A 19,475-nucleotide genomic window follows, 5' to 3' on the forward strand; every position below is an offset into this window, starting at 1 on the left:
ATGGACCTCTATCGCATATGCACCTCTCTCCCGTTTCTTCTTTCGGTGTCGCTGCTTGCAGGCTGCGATCAGGACCCATCCGCAGGAGTGCAGGCGACCCCCCGTCCTGTCAAAGTCGTCATGGCTGCGGCTGTACAGGACAAATCGCCAAGCTTGCCCGGCGTCGTGCGAGCCCGCATCGAGACCGATCTGGCGTTCCGGACTCTCGGGCGGATGGTGTCTCGCAACGTCGATGTCGGCGACCTTGTCCACAAGGGCGATGTCCTTGCGAAGATCGATCCTCTCAGTCTGCAGCTCGCAGTCAGGAGCGCCGAAGCCGATCTGCGCAACGCCCAGGCGGAGCTCGAGAATGCGGCGACGACCGAAACGCGCAAGCGAAGGCTCGTCCAGAACAATGCAGCCAGCATTTCTGATCACGATCTTGCCGAACAGCAGCTCCGGTCAGCTAACGCCAATGCTGCCAGAGCAACGGCGAGCCTTGCCAAGGCGAATGAGCAACTTGGCTACTCCGAGCTGAGAGCCGAGTTCGATGGCGTCGTCACCGCCACGTCCGCAGAAATGGGCCAGACCGTGTCGGCGGGCCAACAGGTCCTGAAGCTGGCACGGCTCGAGCAACGCGATGTGGTCGTCGACGTTCCGGAGGCGCAGTTTAGCGACGTACGCCGGGACGACCGGTTCAACGTGGCCCTCCAGCTCGACAGCAGGATTCGGGTCACTGGCGTCGTGCGCGAGATCGCGCCCCAAGCCGATCCGAACACCCGCACCTATCGGCTGAAGATCGCCATCGATCAGGCGCCCGACATCTTCCGCCTCGGCGCCGTGGTGACCACGACGCCGCTTGCCGATGAAAGCGCTAATGCGATCGCGCTACCCGTGTCCGCCATCCACGCCGAGGGCGGGGGCGACCAAGTCTGGGTGGTCGATCGCTCGACGGCTACGGTCGCCGCGAGAGCGGTGGAGCTGGATGGCCCGGCACCGGACGCCCGTTCCGTCAGGATTCTATCGGGCCTGCGGGAGGGGGAAGAGATCGTCGTTGCCGGGATAGATGAACTTGTCGACGGACAGAAAGTGAAACTCGCACAGGAGCCACGCCCGTGAAAAAATTCAACCTTTCGGACTGGGCGCTCGAGCATCGCTCTCTCGTCTGGTACTTCATGATCATGTTCGCGGTGGCGGGCGCCTTTGCCTATCTCGCCCTCGGTCGCGAGGAGGATCCATCGTTCACCATCAAGACGATGGTGATCCAGGCACAGTGGCCCGGTGCTTCGGCCACTGAGGTGACGCAGCAGGTCACAGACCGCATCGAAAAGAAGCTGCAGGAACTCGACAACCTCGAACACACCCGCAGCATCACCACCGCCGGCCAGACGATCGTCTTCGTCGACCTGCTGCCGGATACCAACGCACGGGACGTGAAACCCACCTGGTCGCGGGTCCGCAACCTGGTCGATGACATCAGGCACGAGTTTCCACAGGGTGTTGTCGGACCCTTCTTCGATGACCAGTTCGGCGACGTGTACGGCAATATCTTCGCCTTCACGGGCGACAGGGGACTCAGCCAGAGGGAACTGCGCGACTACGCCGAGAACGCCCGGACGCAGATTCTCAAGATCCCCGACGTCGGCAAGGTCGACATCGTCGGGGCTCAGGACGAGGTGATCTATCTGGAATTCTCCACCCGCAAGATCGCCGCCCTGGGCATCGACCGCGCCGCGATCATCGCCACACTGCAGGCGCAGAACGCCGTCACCCAGTCCGGCTTCGTCGAAACCGGGCCGGAGCGCGTCGCCTTGCGGGTCGGCGGACGGTTCATCTCCGAGGAGACGTTGCGCGGGATCAATCTCCGGGTAAACGACCGCTTCTTCCCGCTAACGGACGTCGCCACGATCACCCGCGGCTACGTCGATCCGCCGACATCGCTCTTCCGCTTCAACGGAAAGCCAGCCATCGGCTTGGCGATCGGCATGAAGACCGGCGGTAACCTGCTCGCCTTCGGGGAATCCCTTGAAAAGACGATGGGCAACATCATCCAGGAGCTTCCGATCGGCGTCTCCGTGGAAAAGGTCTCCGATCAGCCGAAGGTGGTTGAGGAGGCCGTCGGCGGCTTCACCAAGGCCCTGTTCGAAGCCGTCGCGATCGTGCTCGCCATCAGCTTCATCAGCCTCGGGATGAGAGCGGGGATGGTGGTGGCGGTCACGATCCCGCTGGTGCTCGCCATTACCTTCCTGGTGATGCTCTACACCGGCGTTTCGCTGCAGCGTATCTCGCTCGGAGCGCTGATCATCGCGCTGGGTCTTCTCGTCGACGACGCCATGATCGCCGTCGAGATGATGGTCGCGCGGCTGGAAGCGGGCGACAGCCTCAGGAGCGCTGCGACCTACGTCTTCACGTCCACGGCGTTCCCGATGCTGACCGGCACGCTGGTCACCGTGGCGAGCTTCATTCCCGTCGCCTTCAACAAGAGCAGCGCGGGCGAGTTCACCTTCACGCTTTTCGTCGTCATCGCGGTTTCCTTGGTCGTTTCATGGGTGGTCGCGGTGTTGTTCACGCCCCTGATCGGCGTGACCATCCTGCCGAAGACCATGAAGAAGCATGCCGAGCATAAGGGCCGCTTTGCGAAGGCGTTCTCGGCCTTGCTGCAGTTCTGCCTGCGCTGGCGCTGGATCACCATCGTCGCGACGGTCTTGCTCTTTGCTGGTTCGGTCGTCGGTCTGTCGATGGTGCAGCAGCAGTTCTTCCCAAGCTCCGACCGCCCGGAACTGATCGTCGACTGGAGCCTGCCGCAGAACAGTTCGATCGCCGAGACGAGCCGCCAGATGGGTCAGTTCGAACATAAGATGCTGGCCGGCAACCCTGACGTCGAACATTGGTCGACATACGTCGGGAGGGGTGCGCCGCGTTTCCTTCTTTCCTTCGACGTGCAGCCGGCAGACGTGTCCATCGGCCAGACGGTCATCGTCACCAAGGATCTCGACGTTCGCGACAAGCTGAAGCGGGAGATGGAAACTTATCTTCAGAAGACCTTTCCGGGAACGGACGCCTACGTGAAGCTTCTCGACATCGGACCTCCGGTCGGCAAGCCGATCCAGTATCGCGTGTCCGGCGAGAACCTGCAGACGGTGCGCGACCTGGCACAGAAGCTCGGCACGATCGTCGGCACTCATCCCTCGCTTAGAAACCTCGCCTTCAACTGGAACGAGCCGGCGCGCGTCGTGAAGATCGACGTGCTGCAGGACAAGGCCCGACAGCTTGGCGTCTCCTCCCAGGATATCGCGACGGCCCTCAACACCGTCGTCCAGGGAAGCGCGCTGACGCAGGTCCGCGACGACATCTATCTGGTCGATGTCGTCGGCCGTGCCGCAGAAAAGGAGAGGGGCTCGATCGATACCCTGCTTGACCTGCAACTGCAGAGCAGCAGTGGCCAGGCCGTGCCGCTGTCCTCGGTGGCGACCTTCCACTACGAACTCGAACAGCCGACGATCTGGCGGCGCGACAGAGTTCCGACCATCACGATCAAGGCCGGCATCGGCGACGCGACGCAGCCGGCGACGGTCGTGAAGGCGCTCTCCGATAAGGTCGCGGCCTTCGAAAAGACGCTGCCGGCCGGGTGTTCTGTCCAAGTCGGCGGCGCGGTCGAGGAAAGCGCCAAGTCGCAGGGCCCGATCGCCAAGGTGGCACCTGCCATGTTCGTCATCATGGCGACGCTGCTGATGATCCAACTCCAGAGCTTCCACAGGCTGTTGCTGGTCTTCTCGGTGGCGCCGCTGGCCCTCATCGGCGTCGTCGTGGCGCTGCTCGCCAGCAACTCGCCTCTAGGATTCGTCGCACTGCTGGGCGTCCTGGCGCTCGTCGGAATCCTCATCCGCAACTCCGTCATCCTGATCGTGCAGATCGAGGAGTTGCGAGCGGAGGGAATGTCGCCATGGAAGGCGGTGGTGGAGGCGACCGAGCATCGCATGCGACCGATCATGCTCACTGCCGCGGCCGCGACGCTCGCCCTGATTCCGATCTCGCACGAGATATTCTGGGGACCAATGGCCTACGCGATGATGGGCGGCATCGTCGTCGGCACCGCGCTGACGCTTCTCTTCCTGCCGGCGCTCTACGTCGCCTGGTTCCGTATTCCTCGCGAAGTGGGGCAGAACTGAGATGACAACATTCTCCTCCCATCCTTGGACAGGTGCCCGAGGGCACAGCGGGCATGGAGTCGCCAAGGCGATCATTGCCTGTCTGGGACGAGCCGCTTCCGTTCTCGTAGCACTATCGATCGTTACATCGGGGTGTGCCACCCGGGTGCAGAATGTCCTCCAGCCTCTCGCCGTAGCCCCAACGGGTACGAGCCGGGTCACCATGCTCGTTGCCACGACACGAAAACCTTCAGAGGATCCCGGCAGGCTCTTTTCCGGCGACCGCGGGACGGCGATCTCGCTTAACAGCGTCAACGTCGCCATTCCCCCCGACCGGAACCGCAAGATTGGCGAGGTGCAGTGGCCGTCGCGCATGCCGCCCAACCCGCAAAAGGAGTTTGCGGTTACAGAGGTGGCCAAGGTCCAGTCCGAAGGGCAGGCCTTGGACTGGTACCGGGCAAATCGAAACAAGAAGCATCAGGTCATTATCTTCGTTCATGGATTCAACAACACTTACGCCGACGCGGTCTTCCGCTTTGCGCAGATCGTCCACGACTCGGGCACAGACGCCGCGCCGATCCTCTTTACCTGGCCTTCCAGGGGACGTGTGTTCGACTACCTCTACGACAGGGAGAGCGCCAACTACTCGCGCCGCGCCCTCGAGGATCTGATTTTCCAGGCGGTGAAGAGCCCCGACGTCTCCGACGTGACCATCCTCGCGCATTCAATGGGTGGATGGCTTGCCGCGGAGGCGCTGCGCGGGGTCGCCATGAGAGAGAAGTCCATTCCTGCAAAGGTCACGAACGTCGTTCTTGCATCCCCGGACATCGACATCGACGTGTTCCGTCGCCAATTCACCGAAATGGGGCCGAAGCGCCCGCACTTCGCGATCCTGACATCAACACGCGACAAGGCTCTGGAGGTTTCTGGCTGGCTGTCTGGTGGCGTCAACCGCCTCGGCGGATCCGATCTGAGACCCTACGCACCTCTTTTCAAGGAACTCGGCGTTTCCGTCATCGACACGAGCGCCATCGCCACGAACGATCCACTCGGTCACAACGCCTTCGCCGACAGCCCGGAGATCGTTCGCCTGCTCGGGCGGCGGCTGGCCGGGCAGAGCCTGGACACAGGAAAGGCAAGCGCGGCAGACCAAATCGGCGTGACCGCCGCCAACTTTGCAGGCGCGGCTGCGCGGATTGCCATCGCGGCACCAGCCGCGGTCATCAGCCCGGAGGCGCGAGAGATTCTGACGGAGGAGCTCTCCTCCGCCGGCGCGCCAATCAAGGATGGGCGGATTGCGTACTGAACCTTCCCCTCCGACGGCAAGGATTCGCTAGGACTCAAGATGGAAATCACGACGACTGCGAGACACCGGCCGCGGACTGAATATGTGTCCCGGATCGTCGAAGCCGGCACGGCCGCGTGTCGGCTGTACGGGCAACGAAGGCAAACGTCGCTGATATCGCCCGACTTCTTGGAAAGTCCCCGGCCAGCATATACAGAATCTTCTCATCCAAGGCCGTGATATGGGATGCTATCGCGGGAAATTTCCTGCAGAACACGCTGCGCGTCCCCGCGCTTGCCGTTGGTGAAAGGCGCGACGCGGCGAGCTGCCTTGAGGAAGCCGCTCTCGGTCACCATCGGCGGATGTCAGAGACACGCGATCGCGACCGCCAAATGTTCAGCCTTGTTGTTCTCGCTGCTGAAGGAAGCTGGCCGTCATTCATGCAGTATCTCCATGAACTCGAGGCCGACGTGGGAAAGTTGATCCGCGCTGGGGTCGCGAGCGGAGAATTCGCGCCAAGGAATGTCGACGTCGCCGCGTCTTGTTTTTGCGCCTCAGTCATCTCCCTCTGGGATCCACGGTTAATTGGAGCGCCTTCGAAAGAGCATATGTCAGCTCATGCCCTTGTGTCGTTTGCAGTGGCGGGACTTTGCAATCACCCAGCGGTCGCAACTATGAGCATATGAGCAATGTCGCTCGATGTCCGTCCGGCAAGTTTCCGGGGCTACGCGATTCCGCCATCCGAGTGGCGGAGATGAGCGGCGCCCCTTATCGTATTCTGTCGAATCGGCGCGATGGCACTACCGAAGGAGGCCGTCGCTACCGAACTCCTCCCATCCGCTCAACCCGGTTGCTGTTTCATAGGTTCGCTCGGTTTGTTCGGTTTTTTCCTTTTTCTTCAGCGAGCGCGTCAACTTCGCCTGATACGCGGCTCGTCTGCGATTTTCCGCTTTCGCCGCAGCGTCCACCTCCCGCCATTCGTCCACTGCGCCACGGTCGAGCAGATCCTCGACAACCCGGGGGTCGAACACGTGAAAGGTGATCTTCCTTGCGCGTCCTTGCAGCCTGACCGTTCGTGTTCCAGCGCTGGGCAGGCGACCGTCCTCAAGCCAGCGCTTCCGCTCTGATGCCGTGATCGTCAGGATATCCTCGATCTCGCGGGGAATGACCGGAAGGTCTGCGATGCCGTCCAGCAAGCTGGAAACGGCCGATGCAGTCGCTCTGAATACTGTCTTCGAAGTCTCTGGCATGACGAGGATGAGCCCTGCCGCCTGCATGTCCAGCGACTTCCGGACCGGGGATGGTAGCCGGGAGCGGATTTCCTGCAGGATTCCCTTCACCCTGACACCAGAACCGAGGGTCGCCACCACGGGAAGCGGCCACTCCCTGATCAGCTCGGGATCGTCGCTTTCCTTGCTTTTCGTCTTCGTCTTGGACATGTCGCAGCAGATGGTGTCGAAGGGGCCGAGCTTCAACGGAAATCCCGGTGATTTCCCACGTTTTCGCAGTGTGGAGGATCCCCATGTCCGTGCCGAACGAGCCCATCGCGCCGCTGCCATCGCCGCCGCCCGTTGACACGCCACCGCGCGATCCGACGAGATACCCCGCAAGGAAGCGCTTCCAGATCCCAGACCCGACGAGGGCGCTTCTCCAGGCATAAGTGCTTCCGTACATTGCCTGACGTGGGGCCTTCGTTGCAGGGGTATTGTTATTCATCCGGAGGAGCGGCAATGACAAAGGACTGGCGGGACGACTTGAGCATGAAGCTCGAGGAATTCATCGACACGTTCGTCGTGAAAGGCGCAAAGGCGACGGATGTCTACGATGCCATCCGAAATGAACTCGGCCGCCTGAGGGTGGCGTACGACCGCGACCCGGATCCCGCAGAAGACCAATCGGACGACGTTATTGAGGAACCGTCAAACGACTGGCCCGCTTCCCAGGCCTGACCCACGTCCTGACATCAGGTGGCTCATTCTTCGGCTAGTTTTCTGGTGAGACTTGTTCCGGACACATTGCACAGATAGAACTCTCTCACAGGCATTGCTGATAAGCGCTGAATTCGCAGCTCGCAACGCCGCGTCGCTGAAATGCTTTTGACCACGGATGTACTGGCACTGGTGCGAGCGATGATGAGGGAGGTCGGTGCGGTTTCGCCCCGGCCTTTTTTATTGACCGAAGGCCCCCGTCGTCTCCAACACTGGGTCAGTGTCGCGCATCGAGCGGCAGCTCGCCGTCGTCGAAGTTGCCGTTGCTGGCGGCATCGTACGGATTGATGCTCGGTCCGCCTCCGCGCGTGCCATATGCCGTTAACTGGACCATGACCTCCTTTGCACGCTGAATTGCTTCATCCACGCTTGAAGCGTGACCGTCAGCGACCTTGATCGACACTGCTTCACCATCGTCGCCGACAAAGTCTACCCGCCATCCGGTTGTCTCGTGAACAATCTTCGTTTCCAGCAAGTGCATGTGACTACCCCGCCTTCCTACCTTTGAGATCTGCCTCCAACGACTTGCGCAAGGCATCCATGATGTTCACGACGTTGGAAGCGGCAGCGGCCTCTCCGGCGTTGCCCTTGGCAGCCTTCTTCCTCGGCTTCAGCAGCTTCTTCTTTTCTTCGATGAGCTTGAGCAGGCTCTCCTGGACTGGATCGCTCGCCATGTCCGACGACCATCGGGCGGTCTTCTGCTTGATAAGCTGCTGGACAAGCGGAATGAGATCCGGATCTGCCTTTTCGTGGATGTCCTCGAAATAGTTCTCCTCGGGCCGAACCTCGTCGCCGAAACGCAAAGTCCACAGCACGATGCCTTCACCGCGCGGCTCAAGGACAACGGCACGCTCTCGGCGGCCCATGACCAGCTTCGACACTCCGAAAACCTTGTCGGCTTTCATTGCGTCGCGGATGACGGCGAACGCCTCGTTGCCGACCGCGTCGTCCGGCATCAGGTAGTGCGGCTTCTCAAGGTAGATCCATTCGATGCTATCGGCCGGGACGAACTTGTCGATGTCGATCGTCTTCACCGTGTCGAGCGCGACGACATCCAGTTCCTCGTCGGTCAGGATCACGTAGTCGTTCTCACCGCGGGCATAACCCTTGACTTCGTTCGCGTCCTTGACGGGCTTGCCAGTGACGGAGTCGATATACTGGGAGACGACGCGGTTGCCCGTCTCCTTGTTGAGCGTATGAAAGCGCACCTTCTCGCTTTCGGATGTCGCGGGGGTCATCGCAACGGGGCAGGTGACGAGAGAGAGCTTCAGGTAGCCCTTCCAATAATATTTCGGAGCCATCGCCTATCTCCTAGCTTGCCTTGCGCTGCGGTGCAGCCTTTGACGCGGCGGGCTTCGTTGTCGCCCCGCGCGCGGACCGCTCCCGTCCGATGCCAGTGTTGGCGTTGGCCGCGGTGCGTTTCGGTTTGTCCGCTGCGGCCTTCATGATGCCAGCACTCTCGCGCAGCGCTGCCAGCAGATCATTGGGCTTCGAAACGTCCACCTTCTTCGGCTTTGGAAGCGACTTGCCTTCCAGCTTGGCCTTTACCAGATCGGCAAGGGCGGCTTCGTAGCGGTCGTCGAATGTTGCCGGATCGAACTCACCCTTCTTGGTGCTGATGATGTGCTTGGCGAGATCAAGCATTTCTCCCTGGATCTTGATCTTGGGCATCGCCTCGAACGCCTTGGCGCTCGACCTGACCTCGTAGTCGTAGTTCAAGGTGGTTGCGATCAGACCCTTGCCGCGGGGACGTATCAGCACCGTGCGCATCCTGCGGAAGAGGACCGTGCGGGCGATGGCCGCGACGTTCGAATTCTTCATGCCGTCGCGCAGCGCGGCGAAAGCGTCTCCACCCATCTTGTCCGGTGTCAGATAATAGGGCTTGTCGAAATAGACATCATCGACGTCGGAGCAGGGAATGAACGCCTCGATCTCGAGGGTCTTGTTGCTCTCAGGGATGGCGGCGGCGACCTCCTCAGGATCGACGATGATGTATTGACCGTTGTCGATCTCGAAGCCCTTGGTCTGAGCCTCTTTTTCCACCCGCTCTTGGGTCTCGCTGTCGATGAAGACCCGGTTGACGCGGTTGCCCGTAGTTTTGTTGATGGTGTTGAAAGTGATCCGGTCGGAGGTGGATGCAGCGGTATAGAGCGCCACCCCGCACGTGACTTCGCCGAACTTTATAAAGCCCTTCCACTGCGCACGCTGTCCTGAGGCCATCACAAATACTCCGAATCACTAATACGCGACTCAAAGACGTGCCAGGGTGATTCGTTCCGACACGAAACGAATCATTTTTCAATAACTTGCAGAATCACGTTCAGAGATTGATTCCGGCGGAAACGCTGCCTTGATTGTTGAAACGATCGCATCGGGCGTTGGATTGCGTTCGACACAGAGCGGCGGGGACAGTTTCTGTCCGCCGCCGCGCCCTTCGAGGTCCGCCGCCTGCGCTAAAGAAGGGTGTTGGCGAGGATACGCGGCTGGGAATTCGCGGCAACAAAAACAGGCCGGGTTGTCGCAGTCTGCGAGTGGAATGTGATCCACAGATAGACCGCATGGACAAAATCCGATGTAACGGCCACAGGTTACGCTGTGGGTAACGTGTGGACACACCGTGGATGACTTGTGGGAACACGAGCCAGTACGAGCGATTGGCCGCAGGAGGTCTCTTGCGGCGCGGATACGAATCCGCTGAGGTGTCGTTGTCGGGCACGGCCTCCGCCGCAACGTCGCCGTCTCCGACCCAAGGGCGCTCGGACATGAGGTCTGAAGCGCCCTCGGCGGACCATCCATCCAAGCGGCGACGAGTGTGGAAACGCCTTCGTCGTCCTGGTCCATCCGAAGTGTGGCGACTAGCCAGTCCGGGGGCATGACACCGGGCAGATCTTCGCTGCGAAGGATCTCTGTCAGGGCATCGGCGGTATGGAGACCGCCGCGTGGTTCGCGGCCCTCGCGTTCCCGTGTCCATAGGTAGCGCATCATCGTCATCCTGATCCTGATCCCTGCTTCGGACACTGCAAAGCGGGTTCGGGACCCGCTTCAAGCGGGGCATGTCGACAATCACCATCTCCCGGGAACCACCGGAATCGTTGCGAGTTTATCTTGCGCTGATCAATTAAAGGAGAAGCCCGATGGCACAGAAGCAGACACCACGAGGCCGAACTCAGGATCGCGTCCGGGTCGCCGGCGGTCAGGACACGAGGTTGCCTACGAAGCCAAGAAGGAAAGCGTTCCCAAGGATGCAGTGAAAAAAGCGGTGAAGAGCGTCGGCAACTCGAGAAAGAAGGTCGAAACCAAGCTCGGTCACCACTGACGACTTATGAGAGCGGGCATGGCGAAGGTAGCACCGCAAGATCGTTTGATAATGTCGAAGGCTGTCAGGGAATGGTATCGGCATTACAATGTTGCTTGGGATGATCAAGCGTCGTCGTTTCTCTGCGATGCAGCTATCGAACTCTACAACGATGGTTGCCGCTCGGTGCAGGAGATGGCGACTGTCCTGATTGGCGCATACGTCGGCCTCGCAGCCACCCGGGTGAATGCTCCGTCGTCTGACTCGGTGCATTGATCGGAAGTTCAAGCGGGGTAAGGACAACACGATCAGGACATCTGCAGCGATTGCAGATAGCACCGACATCGGAGCTTTTGTCTCTCAGTCAATTTTCATGGACAAGATCCGAAGCATGCCCGGCATCGCAACGAAGCTGTCGGTCGCTTTAATGCCTTCGTGCCAGGCTATCCATCGGATGGTTCAAAGCTGATCTTCAAGAGCGGCGAGCCTTACCCGCCGGTCTCCTACTGGACTGTGATCGAACTGACATCCGGTGCCGCATCTGGGGCTATCGCCACAAGTGCCGATGGTTCGGGTGGAAGCACGAGGCCGTTGCGGGCAGGTACCTTCTCAAGCCGAAGCCGTTCTGAGGGGATGACAGCAAAAAGCCCGCCGGGGAGGCGAGCTTCATTTTGCATACTACTGAGTCGACCGCATCATTGCTGTCGGGTTCATAGGAACACAACTCGCCGTACATAGCACCTCATCCAAAAGAGGTATGCGGCCCAACCTCTAAGCGAACACTATGAAAACTCGTCCCCGACTGGCGCCGGTGCTTTCGCGCGCCTGGTCGCTGCGGTTCATCGAGCTCGCCGCGCCCGCCGACATCATCCTCAACACGGTCCCGGCAATCTCCCACTTCTTGACGTTGCGGCTGACGTTGCTTCTGCTAGGCGGCGCGTGTTTGGCACGGCACGGGCGCAGTCGGAGAGCAGGGAAACCACCAATACCGAAACTGAATAAAAAGGCGGTCGCCGCAGTGGGCGGCCGTCGCAATTTCGATCGGCTCGCTGATCAAGCCGTGGGAGGGGCTGTCGCTCTCCTCCTATCCCGACATCGTCGGTGGGTGGACGGCCTGCTACAGCGAGACCAAGGGTAACCAAACACTCACTGAGACGATGGCAGTCGATGATGTCATGATCATTTTCGACGGGCGGCTTGCCATCTCGACTCGGCGGCGCAATTCATCCACTGGGGCTGCGGGCAGGTGTCCTGCTCGATGTATAGAGATTTATCTAACTCGCGTCCTCACCACATGTTGCGAGGAGGCGAGCATCGGGCGTTCCTTTACGCTTGCTGATGAAGTTCGATTTCGTGGGCTTGTGGTCTATGAGCGAATGGGTTGTTAATTTGGTCCTCTGAACGAGCCTCAAGAATGTCGTAGACGGGTAAAAAAGGACCGGCTAGTTCGTTTGAACCCGTCCCTCCCGAGTTTCCAGGAGCCAAGTTTGCTGAACATATATCGAGACACGGATGGCACCGTCAGGTCGGGCGGAGCCGATGACGATTTGCCGGGTCATGTAATCTGGATGGACCTGCTCAACCCTGACGAAAAGGAGATCGAATTTGTAAAACGTCGGGCGAAGGTGAGGGTGCCAACGAAGGAGGCTCTGAGCGAGATCGAAGTGTCGAGCAGGTTGTCAAAGGAGGGTAACCGTCTCTACCTCAGCGCGCCGGTCATAGGACATGCGACGATCGAGCACGCCGAGCTTTCTCCGGCCGGCTTTATCGTCGGTCCCGATTTTCTGGTGACCATCCGATACGAAAGCTTGCCAGCGTTCGATGCCGTCGCTGAACGACTGAAACAGGAAGAGAGCCCTGCTGACGGGATGGGAGTTTTCGTCGCGCTGCTAGAGGCTATCGTAGACCGCGGCGCAGACGTTCTGGAGCATCTAGCCACTGCGGTCGACGAGGTATCCAAAAGTGTCTTCAAGGGCAATCTTCGCGGCTCGGCATCTCCCCGCAGCTCCAATTTCACGCTCCGTCAAGCGCTCTCCAAAGTTGGGGCACTTGGTGACCGATCCTCAAAAGCTAGAGACGTGCTGCTGGGTGTCGGCAGGATGGCTTCGTTCACGCTGGATGTGTGTCACGACATGCTGTCGGACGAATTCCGAGACCAACTTCATGCGGTGACGAAAGACGTTGCCTCGCTGAGCGATTATGAGACGCACCTCTCCGACAAGTCGCAGTTCCTGCTGGATGCCGTCCTGGGCTTCATCACCATCGAACAGAACGACATCTTCAAGGTGTTGACAATCGCTTCTGTCGTTGGTGTGCCACCCACCCTAATGGCCGGAATATGGGGAATGAATTTCAAGTTCATGCCAGAGCTGAGCTGGACTTGGGGATATCCCTTCGCGTGGGCGATCATCATCCTGAGCGCCGTCGCACCGCTGCTTTGGTTCTGGCGCAGGGGTTGGTTTTAATTAATCAGTGCCTTTTTTCCAATCAACGCAATGGACTTCAGGATGATCGTACGGGCAAACATCCGGTGAGTCTGATGAACGAGAGGCAATTGTTTGCTGACCTGACCCGGTCTCAATATTTCATGCCTCATGCTCAGGATACCGCCTGCGGCGCCGCCGTGCCTGAGAAAAGTCTGGACGACTGGTCTGCGATAACATCCAATTTGGACGAGAGACAGGCGATAACAGGCTTTGCACATCTCAACCTGTGGGACCTATATCGCAACGTGATGTCCCTACCTTCCCACTGCATCAAACCCGATCGAGCCAACCAGCCTTTTCCGTTTGTGACACACTCAACGAAATTAGGCCGATCCGTCACATATTAGGTTAACGAAGCCAGCAATGCCACCAGTTGGCCCTGGCGATGCGTGTCGGTCTTTTCGAAGACAGCCTTGATCCTGCTTCTGGCGGTCTCCCTGGTGATTCCGAGAGAATCTCGGGCGTCTTCGAGAGAACTGCCGCTCGCGAGAAGTTCCGCAAGGCGCGCTTCTGCCGGGCTGAGTCCGAACGCGCGGGCGAAAACCTGCCACTCGTTCCTGCCCGGCAGTGACACTTCGTTGAGAAGCAGCAGAGCTCGAGCGCAAATGAACGGCGACTTCGCCGCGCCGTCGACGGGCAGGACCCTGATAACGAGAGGGGCAGCGTCGTCGCGCCGGACGATGATAGGGGCCGCGCGCAAGGTCTTACCCTCGCGCAACCCTTGCAGCCGGTTGACCACCTTTTCATATTCGTCTGCGGCATGCCGGTCACGAAGCACCAGCCGGCCACCGACGACATGGAGGGAGGTACCCAACAGCCGCTGTGCCGTGGCATTTGCGTGAATGAACCGCCCTGTCTGGTCAATCGCCACTACGGCCTTGCAGATTTGGTCGAACGACTTGGCGACCCCAGACAGCGTCACGCGCCCTGCCAGATGCGCGAGGCTGCCGATTTCGTGCAATCTCACAGAAAGTTGTTGCAGAATGGCCCTCTCAGCCTCTTCGAATGCCCCTTGGCAGACAGACCTGTGGAAGGTTAGCGACCAGAAGTCGGGGCCGGCGCGAAGGCCGATGCCCGCCCAGCCTTTTCCGTCGAAGCGAGGAAGGAAATCATCGAAGAACGGGTTATAGCGGTCGTCGCGGTCGATCAGATCGCTATCCAGCGCCACCTCGCCCCGCATGTTGATCGCCCGCGCGCGTCGATGGCTTTCTCTGTCCTGTTGTGCCCAACCCTCGGCAACATAGGTGTGGAGGCAATCCCTGAGGCTGGCCGTTGCAATCGCCCCTTCGGACCCGGACTGCGGGATCAGACCCGCGCCCATCGCGCCTAACGACGTCGCCAAGTCCTCCAGAATACCGTCCCAGCGTGCAGGATCGGCGATCACTTCGGATAGGTTCATGGATGCGCGCTGCAGCCGATCGACGTCAATCGCCATCGCCTTACCCCTGCGTTGCTGGCATCGGCAAACAGATAGAAGACATGAAACAATCGGCAAATCAATGATCCGCGGCGCAACGTACGCCGCGGAAATCGGTCTGGCCAAGGCTCGGCTCAGTTTCATTGGCAGCCGTTTTCGCCCGCGCAACCCCCACAAGGGGGGCCAAAGCAATCGTTGCTCCGGCTAGAGTCCGTCGTAAAGGCGACGATGCCAGGTTACGCGCGGCACTCGTCACGAACTGGCGGAGGGGCTCATGGGTAGTTGTACCAAACTGGCGACGGCGCTTGTTGTGATGTCGGCGGTGGGATTCGAGGCGCGCGCCTCCGGACCTGAACAGGCACAAGGACTCGACGTCGATGTCGCAGTGGTCTTCGCTGTAGATTTCTCGTCTTCTATCGACCCCGCGACCGCGGACCTGCAAAGGAACGGTCATGCTGCCGCCTTGACGTCGCCCCAGATCTTGAAGGCTCTTTCAAGCAGCCTCCGAGGCTGCATTGCGATCAGCTATTTCGAGTGGGCAAGTCCGCAGAGTATAAAATCCGTCCTGCCATGGACGAGGATTTGCCGACCACAGGATGCCGAAGCAGCCGCCGATATTATCAGCCGCGGGGGCGACACGGGTATCGGCCGCAGGATCAGGGGCGGCACATCCATTTCTTCGGCGATCGCGGTCGGAACCCTGCTTCTCGACAGATTTCCGGGCCACGCCGAGCGAAAGGTCATCGACATATCCGGCAATGGCGAAAACAATGACGGTATGCCCGTTCAGCAAGCCAGGACGACGGCGATCGGCAAGGGCTACACGATCAATGCAATCGCGGTCCCGTCAGGGGACGAAAATCCCGACCGCCCCCTGGCAACCTATTTCGCGGAGGAAGTCATCGGCGGCGACCAGGCCTTCGTCATGGCACCGAAGGAACCGAGTGACTACACCACGGCGCTGCGTCGCAAGCTCGTCACCGAAATCTCCTTCAGACTGGCCCCGAACTCCTATCAGCAGGACAGGCAACCACGCATGATTGCCGCAAAGGTAACATCTGGGGCACGAGAAAAGTCCCGAAAAGTGATCTTGCCATGAGCACGGCGTACCCGGTTTCTCTGCAGGGGCTTGGCGCTCGCTGGTCGTGCCCAAACCACGCCGGATGACGTGGTAGCAACACTCAGCGGCCATGTGCTGCTCAACGCCTATGGCAATCCGTTCTCTGCCAAGAGCCTCACCGGGACGATGGCCAAGTGGTGCAAGCAGGCAGGCATCCCGGTCGCCAACAAGAGGGAAGGCAAGCACGGCTACACCCTGCACGGGCTGCGCAAGAATTTCGGCATCAAGCCGGCCGAAGACGGCGCGACCGGTCCGCAAATCATGAACGCCATAGGCCACTCCTCGCTGAAGGAAGCCGACCCCGTACCTGCAGGAGGCCAATCGCAAGAAGATGGTAGCTGACGCTTTTGCCAACAGCGAACGCCTCGATGCCGCCACCCGCATGGTGGGCCCTTGGTGGGCCAGAAGCGGATTATGTAATGATTTCGAGAAGGATGGGGGCCTGGAGGGTCCGCCATCATTGTTTGATTTCAATAGCTCGTGAACGTGAGTCACAAATGGCGAAGGCCATAAACGCAGGGGGTGTCACTTATTCACGTTCCGCTTTGTTCCCCAAAACTTTCGCGCATGCTCACGAGTGGCATATTTCGGCCTATGCCCCGGGAACCCCGCCCAAGAGTTTCGAGCGATGCTCGTCGGCCCGTCGTCGAAACTGTCGCCGACTGAGATCGTCCGCGAAACCCACCTAAGCCGCGTGACGGTATGGCGCGGCAAGGTCGGCGAGGTTCGCAACCCGAGCGCCGAAAGCTTCATCAACGTCCAGAAGGTTTGGGAACGCGAGGGGCGGCCCGTTGTAAAATAGAATACGGCGGGGGCGCTCGCCCGAGGAAAGCGGCGCCCTTGGTTTTCGCCTAAGTCAACGCTTGTGGTAGGCGTGGAAAATGTAGTCCTTTGCTTCCACGGCGGTATGACAGGCAAAGCCGCAATCGGAGCCTGCTCCGTCCGGAGAAAAAGAGTCGGATGCAACGTCATAGTTGAAGTTGGCATATCCCCAACCGCCACTAGCCTGAAATCTCTTGCTGTCCTTCTCGATGAAGGCAACATTCCTCAGAGCGTCCGGCACGTTTACCGAAAACGGAGAGTCGGTATCCTTTTTTGTCTTCCACTGGATCTTCGCGATCTTCGATCCGTCCGGGAATTTCGCACCGTTGCCGGGAACGCCTTTTTTATAGGCCTCGATCATAGTCGGATTGGCCATGATCACATTCAATACGGCACCTGAATCGCTGCCCATCACCGCCGGCTCGGTAGGGTCGACCGCAGCGACCGACACGACTTCCCAGCTTTCGTATCCTTTAAAGTCAGCGAAGCCGAGGCCGTTCGGTACCTGAACGGTGTTTTTGTCCTTGGCGGCTATGCTCACGCCGCCCAAAGCAGCGAGCGCTCCCGCAATGAGTACTAAGGTTGAAAATATGCGCACGATGATACCTCCGATGCTATATCGACAGAGCTTCAGGGACATTCATTGAGATGAGACCGACGCTGAACAGGTAGTCTCCGCCAGCATATTAGCATCGTCGAATTTGCGCGCAAAGATCTCTTCGACCGCTCGTAGCGGCGAGGGTGGAGAGGAACATAACGGGCGGGACGCGGGCAAAATCTGATTCCACACGTCCCGCCCGATAAGCGCCGCCGGTAATGTGCTTCCGGGTCGCCGATCGCGCCGTTCGATCGCCTTACACGGCGATTTAAGGCACCGACGCTAAGCTCACCAAACGACGTTTTCGACGTAGCTCACCCGCTTCGCCCTTCGCAGGACTGGAAGGTTAGTTGCGGTATCAGCGGCCGCCTTAATGTGGACGTTCTCAAAGATGAGACTGGCCGGAAGGTGCGGCCGAGGGAGTTTGACCGCACTGCGCGCGATCTCGTCGTCAATGGCTTCTGCTCCCTGACGTCGCAGAAAGTGCACTGCGAGGAAAGCCTTTGGCTAGTCAAGGAGGGTGCAATGCAGCGAAGCGGAGAGCTCGATTTCAGAACGATGTCCAAAGCCGTTCGGGCGTGGTTTCTTTACTACGAGGAGAGCCCTGATGAGAGGGCGTCGAACGTGCTATCCAGCGCGGCGATAGAATTTTACAACGACGGCTATCGTAGTGCTGAGGACATCGCAGCAATGCTGATCGGTACCTACGTCGGACTGTATTCGACGAGAGTTAATGCTCCAACCTCGCTGGCCATCCACTAGGTAATTTGGGCACTCGAAGCCGACATCGCGCGCTTTGCCAACTTCGACCGGATTGCCTCAAGTGATTTGACGCTGAGCGAAAATTGCCGGCAGAGCATCTCCTGTCAGGGGGCAACTTGCCCGCCAGCGCAACAAATATCTTTCCCGTCCGCCACGCATCGAGCGAGCTTGAATGGACTGTTTTCCGCCTTAGGCCGTCTGGCAATTCTCGGTCGATGCCTAGCCATGCACTCAGACTTGTGACGCCCGGCGTCACGGGCTGCCGCGCGGAAAGGACGAGCTTTGCCATACGGTAGGTGCAAACTATCCGTCCTGGATATTCGATAATCGATGGGTCACCTTCGCCGAGCATAAGCAAGTCGCCAGTCATATCGTGGGCGACAACGACCCTTCCGGCCAGCAAGTTCGCAATCTCCTCTTTGACTTCCGTGAATTTCGGGGCGGATCGCACCTTTCGGTCTCCTATCCCGTGCTTCACTCTCGCGAAATAGCTAATCGGGCGCCCGGGATTGATCAGCCAATGGTGCTCTCGCACGAACGCACCGTGACTAAACTCGCAAACGGAAATCTCTACGGGCCGCTGGTTTTTGTTGCCGTCGCCTTCAATATCCAAAGCCAGGAAATCACCTTTGGTTAGCTCGGAGAGGCGAAGCATTCTGTATCCTATTTTCGAGAAACATTTCGAGGGCGGCCAACACTTACAGAAAAAGTCTGCGGAGACCAACAGCCCTGACAGGCGGCCGTGCGTCAGACAGCTCTGAGCATGTTTGCCGCAGACGCTCAACCGAACCTGGAATTCAGCGGCAGCGTGCTTCGAAGGTGCGGCCAAATCGATCGCGGTAGACGCAGTATCCGCGGCGCTCGGTTGACCGGCCAATCAAGGCACCAGCGACACCGCCTGCGACTGCACCTACGGCCACACGCCTAAGTCGTTGGTGACGGCTCCGCCGATAATGGCCCTGTGCCCGCGCCAATTGCTGTTCCTCGCTCGGTGGGTGTGCAAGACGCCAGTGCGCCGATCGAGACAGATACTACGGCAATCCTTTTACCCTTTAACGACCTCCAATTGAAACCGCTAGCGCGCGGCGATCAAATATCCAGGCGAAGGATGTACCGGCTGGTTGATCAGGGATCAGTACCTGCCGAAGATTTCGGGCTTATTTTTTCCATGGTCCACGTCTGTGTTAGAACCGTCCGGCAGTCGCGTTGAAAAATCCCGCTGCCGTCCGCTCCCCTGCGTGTTCGCCCTTAATTTGCGAGAGGTTAGAAGCTTGGGTTGAAGTAGCGAAGGTTAAGACCGAAGCGTCAGTGGCGTATTCGCTGGCCGAAAGTGAATTCGGTCCGTCGCCCAGAGGTCTAGCTGGTCGCAGATGCTTTTTGTAATGCGTCACGCAAAACCTGCTCTTTCGTTTCATCGAGCGAAGTCTTGAGCACCACGCCGCCAAAGGCGGAGATCTCCTTGAGGACCTTATCCGCCGTCATCTCTTGGATCAGCACGAACAACGCCCCATTGCCCGGCTGGAGATTGGCTGCAAGATCCTTCATGAAAGCATCGTTGATGCCGACATCAGTTAG

19 protein-coding genes and 2 pseudogenes are annotated in these 19,475 nt (G+C 59.4%); 12 read left to right on the forward strand and 9 right to left on the reverse strand.

Annotated features, from left to right (window positions below):
* From AC1DPR_RS21620 to AC1DPR_RS21635, 4 genes are all read left to right on the forward strand, one after another.
* The gene (locus AC1DPR_RS21620) at positions 1-1,098 is read left to right on the forward strand and encodes an efflux RND transporter periplasmic adaptor subunit (protein WP_477817135.1); all 1,098 of its coding nucleotides are present in this window, start codon (positions 1-3) and stop codon (positions 1,096-1,098) included.
* Positions 1,095-4,148 carry an efflux RND transporter permease subunit gene (locus tag AC1DPR_RS21625; protein WP_477817136.1) on the forward strand — a complete coding sequence of 1,018 codons (3,054 nt, stop codon included), beginning with the start codon at positions 1,095-1,097 and terminating at the stop codon, positions 4,146-4,148. The genes AC1DPR_RS21620 and AC1DPR_RS21625 overlap by 4 nt, the downstream gene beginning before the upstream one ends.
* Position 4,149: 1 nt before the next feature.
* Positions 4,150-5,433, forward strand: a complete 1,284-nt coding sequence (locus tag AC1DPR_RS21630; RefSeq protein WP_477817137.1) for an alpha/beta hydrolase — start codon at positions 4,150-4,152, stop codon at positions 5,431-5,433.
* A 341-nt stretch (positions 5,434-5,774) separates the two neighbouring features.
* Positions 5,775-6,098, forward strand: a complete 324-nt coding sequence (locus tag AC1DPR_RS21635) for a hypothetical protein (RefSeq protein WP_477817138.1) — start codon at positions 5,775-5,777, stop codon at positions 6,096-6,098.
* A 114-nt stretch (positions 6,099-6,212) separates the two neighbouring features.
* Here AC1DPR_RS21635 and AC1DPR_RS21640 read toward each other — a convergent pair whose 3' ends face one another.
* Complete coding sequence (locus AC1DPR_RS21640) at positions 6,213-6,851, reverse strand: hypothetical protein (RefSeq protein ID WP_477817154.1); 639 nt, start codon at positions 6,849-6,851, stop codon at positions 6,213-6,215.
* A 291-nt stretch (positions 6,852-7,142) separates the two neighbouring features.
* Between AC1DPR_RS21640 and AC1DPR_RS21645 the strand changes: the two genes are divergently transcribed.
* Complete coding sequence (locus tag AC1DPR_RS21645) at positions 7,143-7,361, forward strand: hypothetical protein (RefSeq protein WP_477817139.1); 219 nt, start codon at positions 7,143-7,145, stop codon at positions 7,359-7,361.
* Positions 7,362-7,617: 256 nt separating this feature from the next.
* On the opposite strand, the gene AC1DPR_RS21650 is transcribed toward AC1DPR_RS21645, so the two are convergent.
* From AC1DPR_RS21650 to ku (AC1DPR_RS21660), 3 genes are read right to left on the reverse strand one after another with little or no spacing between them, the layout of a single operon-like run.
* A complete protein-coding gene (locus AC1DPR_RS21650; RefSeq protein ID WP_477817140.1) occupies positions 7,618-7,881 on the reverse strand; it encodes a hypothetical protein in 264 nt (87 codons plus the stop codon).
* Positions 7,882-7,885: 4 nt separating this feature from the next.
* Positions 7,886-8,701 (reverse strand): non-homologous end joining protein Ku, encoded by an 816-nt coding sequence (gene ku, locus AC1DPR_RS21655; protein WP_477817141.1) that lies wholly within the window; start codon positions 8,699-8,701, stop codon positions 7,886-7,888.
* A 10-nt stretch (positions 8,702-8,711) separates the two neighbouring features.
* The gene (ku, locus tag AC1DPR_RS21660) at positions 8,712-9,620 is read right to left on the reverse strand and encodes a non-homologous end joining protein Ku (protein WP_477817142.1); all 909 of its coding nucleotides are present in this window, start codon (positions 9,618-9,620) and stop codon (positions 8,712-8,714) included.
* A gap of 914 nt (positions 9,621-10,534) precedes the next feature.
* Between ku (AC1DPR_RS21660) and AC1DPR_RS21665 the strand changes: the two are divergent.
* From AC1DPR_RS21665 to AC1DPR_RS21675, 3 genes and pseudogenes are all read left to right on the forward strand, one after another.
* Positions 10,535-10,716 (forward strand): annotated as a pseudogene (locus tag AC1DPR_RS21665) (DUF3606 domain-containing protein).
* Between the two features lie 18 nt (positions 10,717-10,734).
* The gene (locus tag AC1DPR_RS21670) at positions 10,735-10,971 is read left to right on the forward strand and encodes a hypothetical protein (RefSeq protein WP_018859548.1); all 237 of its coding nucleotides are present in this window, start codon (positions 10,735-10,737) and stop codon (positions 10,969-10,971) included.
* A 1,211-nt stretch (positions 10,972-12,182) separates the two neighbouring features.
* Positions 12,183-13,160 (forward strand): magnesium transporter CorA family protein, encoded by a 978-nt coding sequence (locus AC1DPR_RS21675; RefSeq protein ID WP_112665546.1) that lies wholly within the window; start codon positions 12,183-12,185, stop codon positions 13,158-13,160.
* Positions 13,161-13,524: 364 nt separating this feature from the next.
* Here the strand turns inward: AC1DPR_RS21675 and AC1DPR_RS21680 are convergent, their stop codons facing one another.
* The gene (locus AC1DPR_RS21680) at positions 13,525-14,616 is read right to left on the reverse strand and encodes a PAS domain-containing protein (protein ID WP_477817143.1); all 1,092 of its coding nucleotides are present in this window, start codon (positions 14,614-14,616) and stop codon (positions 13,525-13,527) included.
* A gap of 256 nt (positions 14,617-14,872) precedes the next feature.
* On the opposite strand from AC1DPR_RS21680, the gene AC1DPR_RS21685 reads away from it, so the two are divergent.
* The 3 genes from AC1DPR_RS21685 to AC1DPR_RS21695 all read left to right on the forward strand — a co-directional run bounded on the left by AC1DPR_RS21685 (position 14,873) and on the right by AC1DPR_RS21695 (position 16,520).
* Positions 14,873-15,697 carry a DUF1194 domain-containing protein gene (locus tag AC1DPR_RS21685; RefSeq protein WP_477817144.1) on the forward strand — a complete coding sequence of 275 codons (825 nt, stop codon included), beginning with the start codon at positions 14,873-14,875 and terminating at the stop codon, positions 15,695-15,697.
* Between the two features lie 30 nt (positions 15,698-15,727).
* Positions 15,728-16,060 carry a hypothetical protein gene (locus AC1DPR_RS21690; RefSeq protein ID WP_477817145.1) on the forward strand — a complete coding sequence of 111 codons (333 nt, stop codon included), beginning with the start codon at positions 15,728-15,730 and terminating at the stop codon, positions 16,058-16,060.
* A 286-nt stretch (positions 16,061-16,346) separates the two neighbouring features.
* Positions 16,347-16,520, forward strand: coding sequence for a hypothetical protein (locus AC1DPR_RS21695; RefSeq protein ID WP_477817146.1), 174 nt, complete (start codon positions 16,347-16,349; stop codon positions 16,518-16,520).
* 54 nt (positions 16,521-16,574) lie between these two features.
* Here AC1DPR_RS21695 and AC1DPR_RS21700 read toward each other — a convergent pair whose 3' ends face one another.
* Positions 16,575-17,138 carry a cytochrome P460 family protein gene (locus tag AC1DPR_RS21700; protein WP_477817147.1) on the reverse strand — a complete coding sequence of 188 codons (564 nt, stop codon included), beginning with the start codon at positions 17,136-17,138 and terminating at the stop codon, positions 16,575-16,577.
* Between the two features lie 525 nt (positions 17,139-17,663).
* Here AC1DPR_RS21700 and AC1DPR_RS21705 point away from each other — a divergent pair.
* Positions 17,664-17,900, forward strand: a complete 237-nt coding sequence (locus tag AC1DPR_RS21705; RefSeq protein WP_477817148.1) for a hypothetical protein — start codon at positions 17,664-17,666, stop codon at positions 17,898-17,900.
* Here AC1DPR_RS21705 and AC1DPR_RS21710 read toward each other — a convergent pair.
* The 3 genes and pseudogenes from AC1DPR_RS21710 to AC1DPR_RS21720 form a co-directional block, all read right to left on the reverse strand.
* A complete protein-coding gene (locus tag AC1DPR_RS21710; protein WP_477817149.1) occupies positions 17,869-18,555 on the reverse strand; it encodes a 3'-5' exonuclease in 687 nt (228 codons plus the stop codon). The two genes, AC1DPR_RS21705 and AC1DPR_RS21710, sit on opposite strands and share 32 nt — an antisense overlap.
* A 142-nt stretch (positions 18,556-18,697) precedes the next feature.
* Positions 18,698-18,941, reverse strand: a pseudogene (locus AC1DPR_RS21715) (glycine zipper domain-containing protein).
* A 315-nt stretch (positions 18,942-19,256) separates the two neighbouring features.
* The coding region (locus AC1DPR_RS21720; protein WP_477817150.1) for a DUF1269 domain-containing protein at positions 19,257-19,475 on the reverse strand (219 nt) is incomplete at its 5' end.

This window comes from Rhizobium sp. 01T417 (assembly GCF_056398905.1).

What these genes read in the sequence shown, in the direction of transcription:
- AC1DPR_RS21620 (WP_477817135.1), top strand. Translation starts at nt 1, where the DNA reads ATGGACCTCTATCGCATATGCACCTCTCTCCCGTTTCTTCTTTCGGTG.
- AC1DPR_RS21630 (WP_477817137.1), top strand. Translation starts at nt 4,150, where the DNA reads ATGACAACATTCTCCTCCCATCCTTGGACAGGTGCCCGAGGGCACAGC.
- AC1DPR_RS21635 (WP_477817138.1), top strand. Translation starts at nt 5,775, where the DNA reads ATGTCAGAGACACGCGATCGCGACCGCCAAATGTTCAGCCTTGTTGTT.
- AC1DPR_RS21640 (WP_477817154.1), bottom strand. Translation starts at nt 6,851, where the DNA reads ATGTCCAAGACGAAGACGAAAAGCAAGGAAAGCGACGATCCCGAGCTG.
- AC1DPR_RS21645 (WP_477817139.1), top strand. Translation starts at nt 7,143, where the DNA reads ATGACAAAGGACTGGCGGGACGACTTGAGCATGAAGCTCGAGGAATTC.
- AC1DPR_RS21650 (WP_477817140.1), bottom strand. Translation starts at nt 7,881, where the DNA reads ATGCACTTGCTGGAAACGAAGATTGTTCACGAGACAACCGGATGGCGG.
- ku (WP_477817141.1), bottom strand. Translation starts at nt 8,701, where the DNA reads ATGGCTCCGAAATATTATTGGAAGGGCTACCTGAAGCTCTCTCTCGTC.
- ku (WP_477817142.1), bottom strand. Translation starts at nt 9,620, where the DNA reads ATGGCCTCAGGACAGCGTGCGCAGTGGAAGGGCTTTATAAAGTTCGGC.
- AC1DPR_RS21670 (WP_018859548.1), top strand. Translation starts at nt 10,735, where the DNA reads ATGGCGAAGGTAGCACCGCAAGATCGTTTGATAATGTCGAAGGCTGTC.
- AC1DPR_RS21680 (WP_477817143.1), bottom strand. Translation starts at nt 14,616, where the DNA reads ATGGCGATTGACGTCGATCGGCTGCAGCGCGCATCCATGAACCTATCC.
- AC1DPR_RS21685 (WP_477817144.1), top strand. Translation starts at nt 14,873, where the DNA reads ATGGGTAGTTGTACCAAACTGGCGACGGCGCTTGTTGTGATGTCGGCG.
- AC1DPR_RS21695 (WP_477817146.1), top strand. Translation starts at nt 16,347, where the DNA reads ATGCTCGTCGGCCCGTCGTCGAAACTGTCGCCGACTGAGATCGTCCGC.
- AC1DPR_RS21705 (WP_477817148.1), top strand. Translation starts at nt 17,664, where the DNA reads ATGCAGCGAAGCGGAGAGCTCGATTTCAGAACGATGTCCAAAGCCGTT.
- AC1DPR_RS21710 (WP_477817149.1), bottom strand. Translation starts at nt 18,555, where the DNA reads ATGCTTCGCCTCTCCGAGCTAACCAAAGGTGATTTCCTGGCTTTGGAT.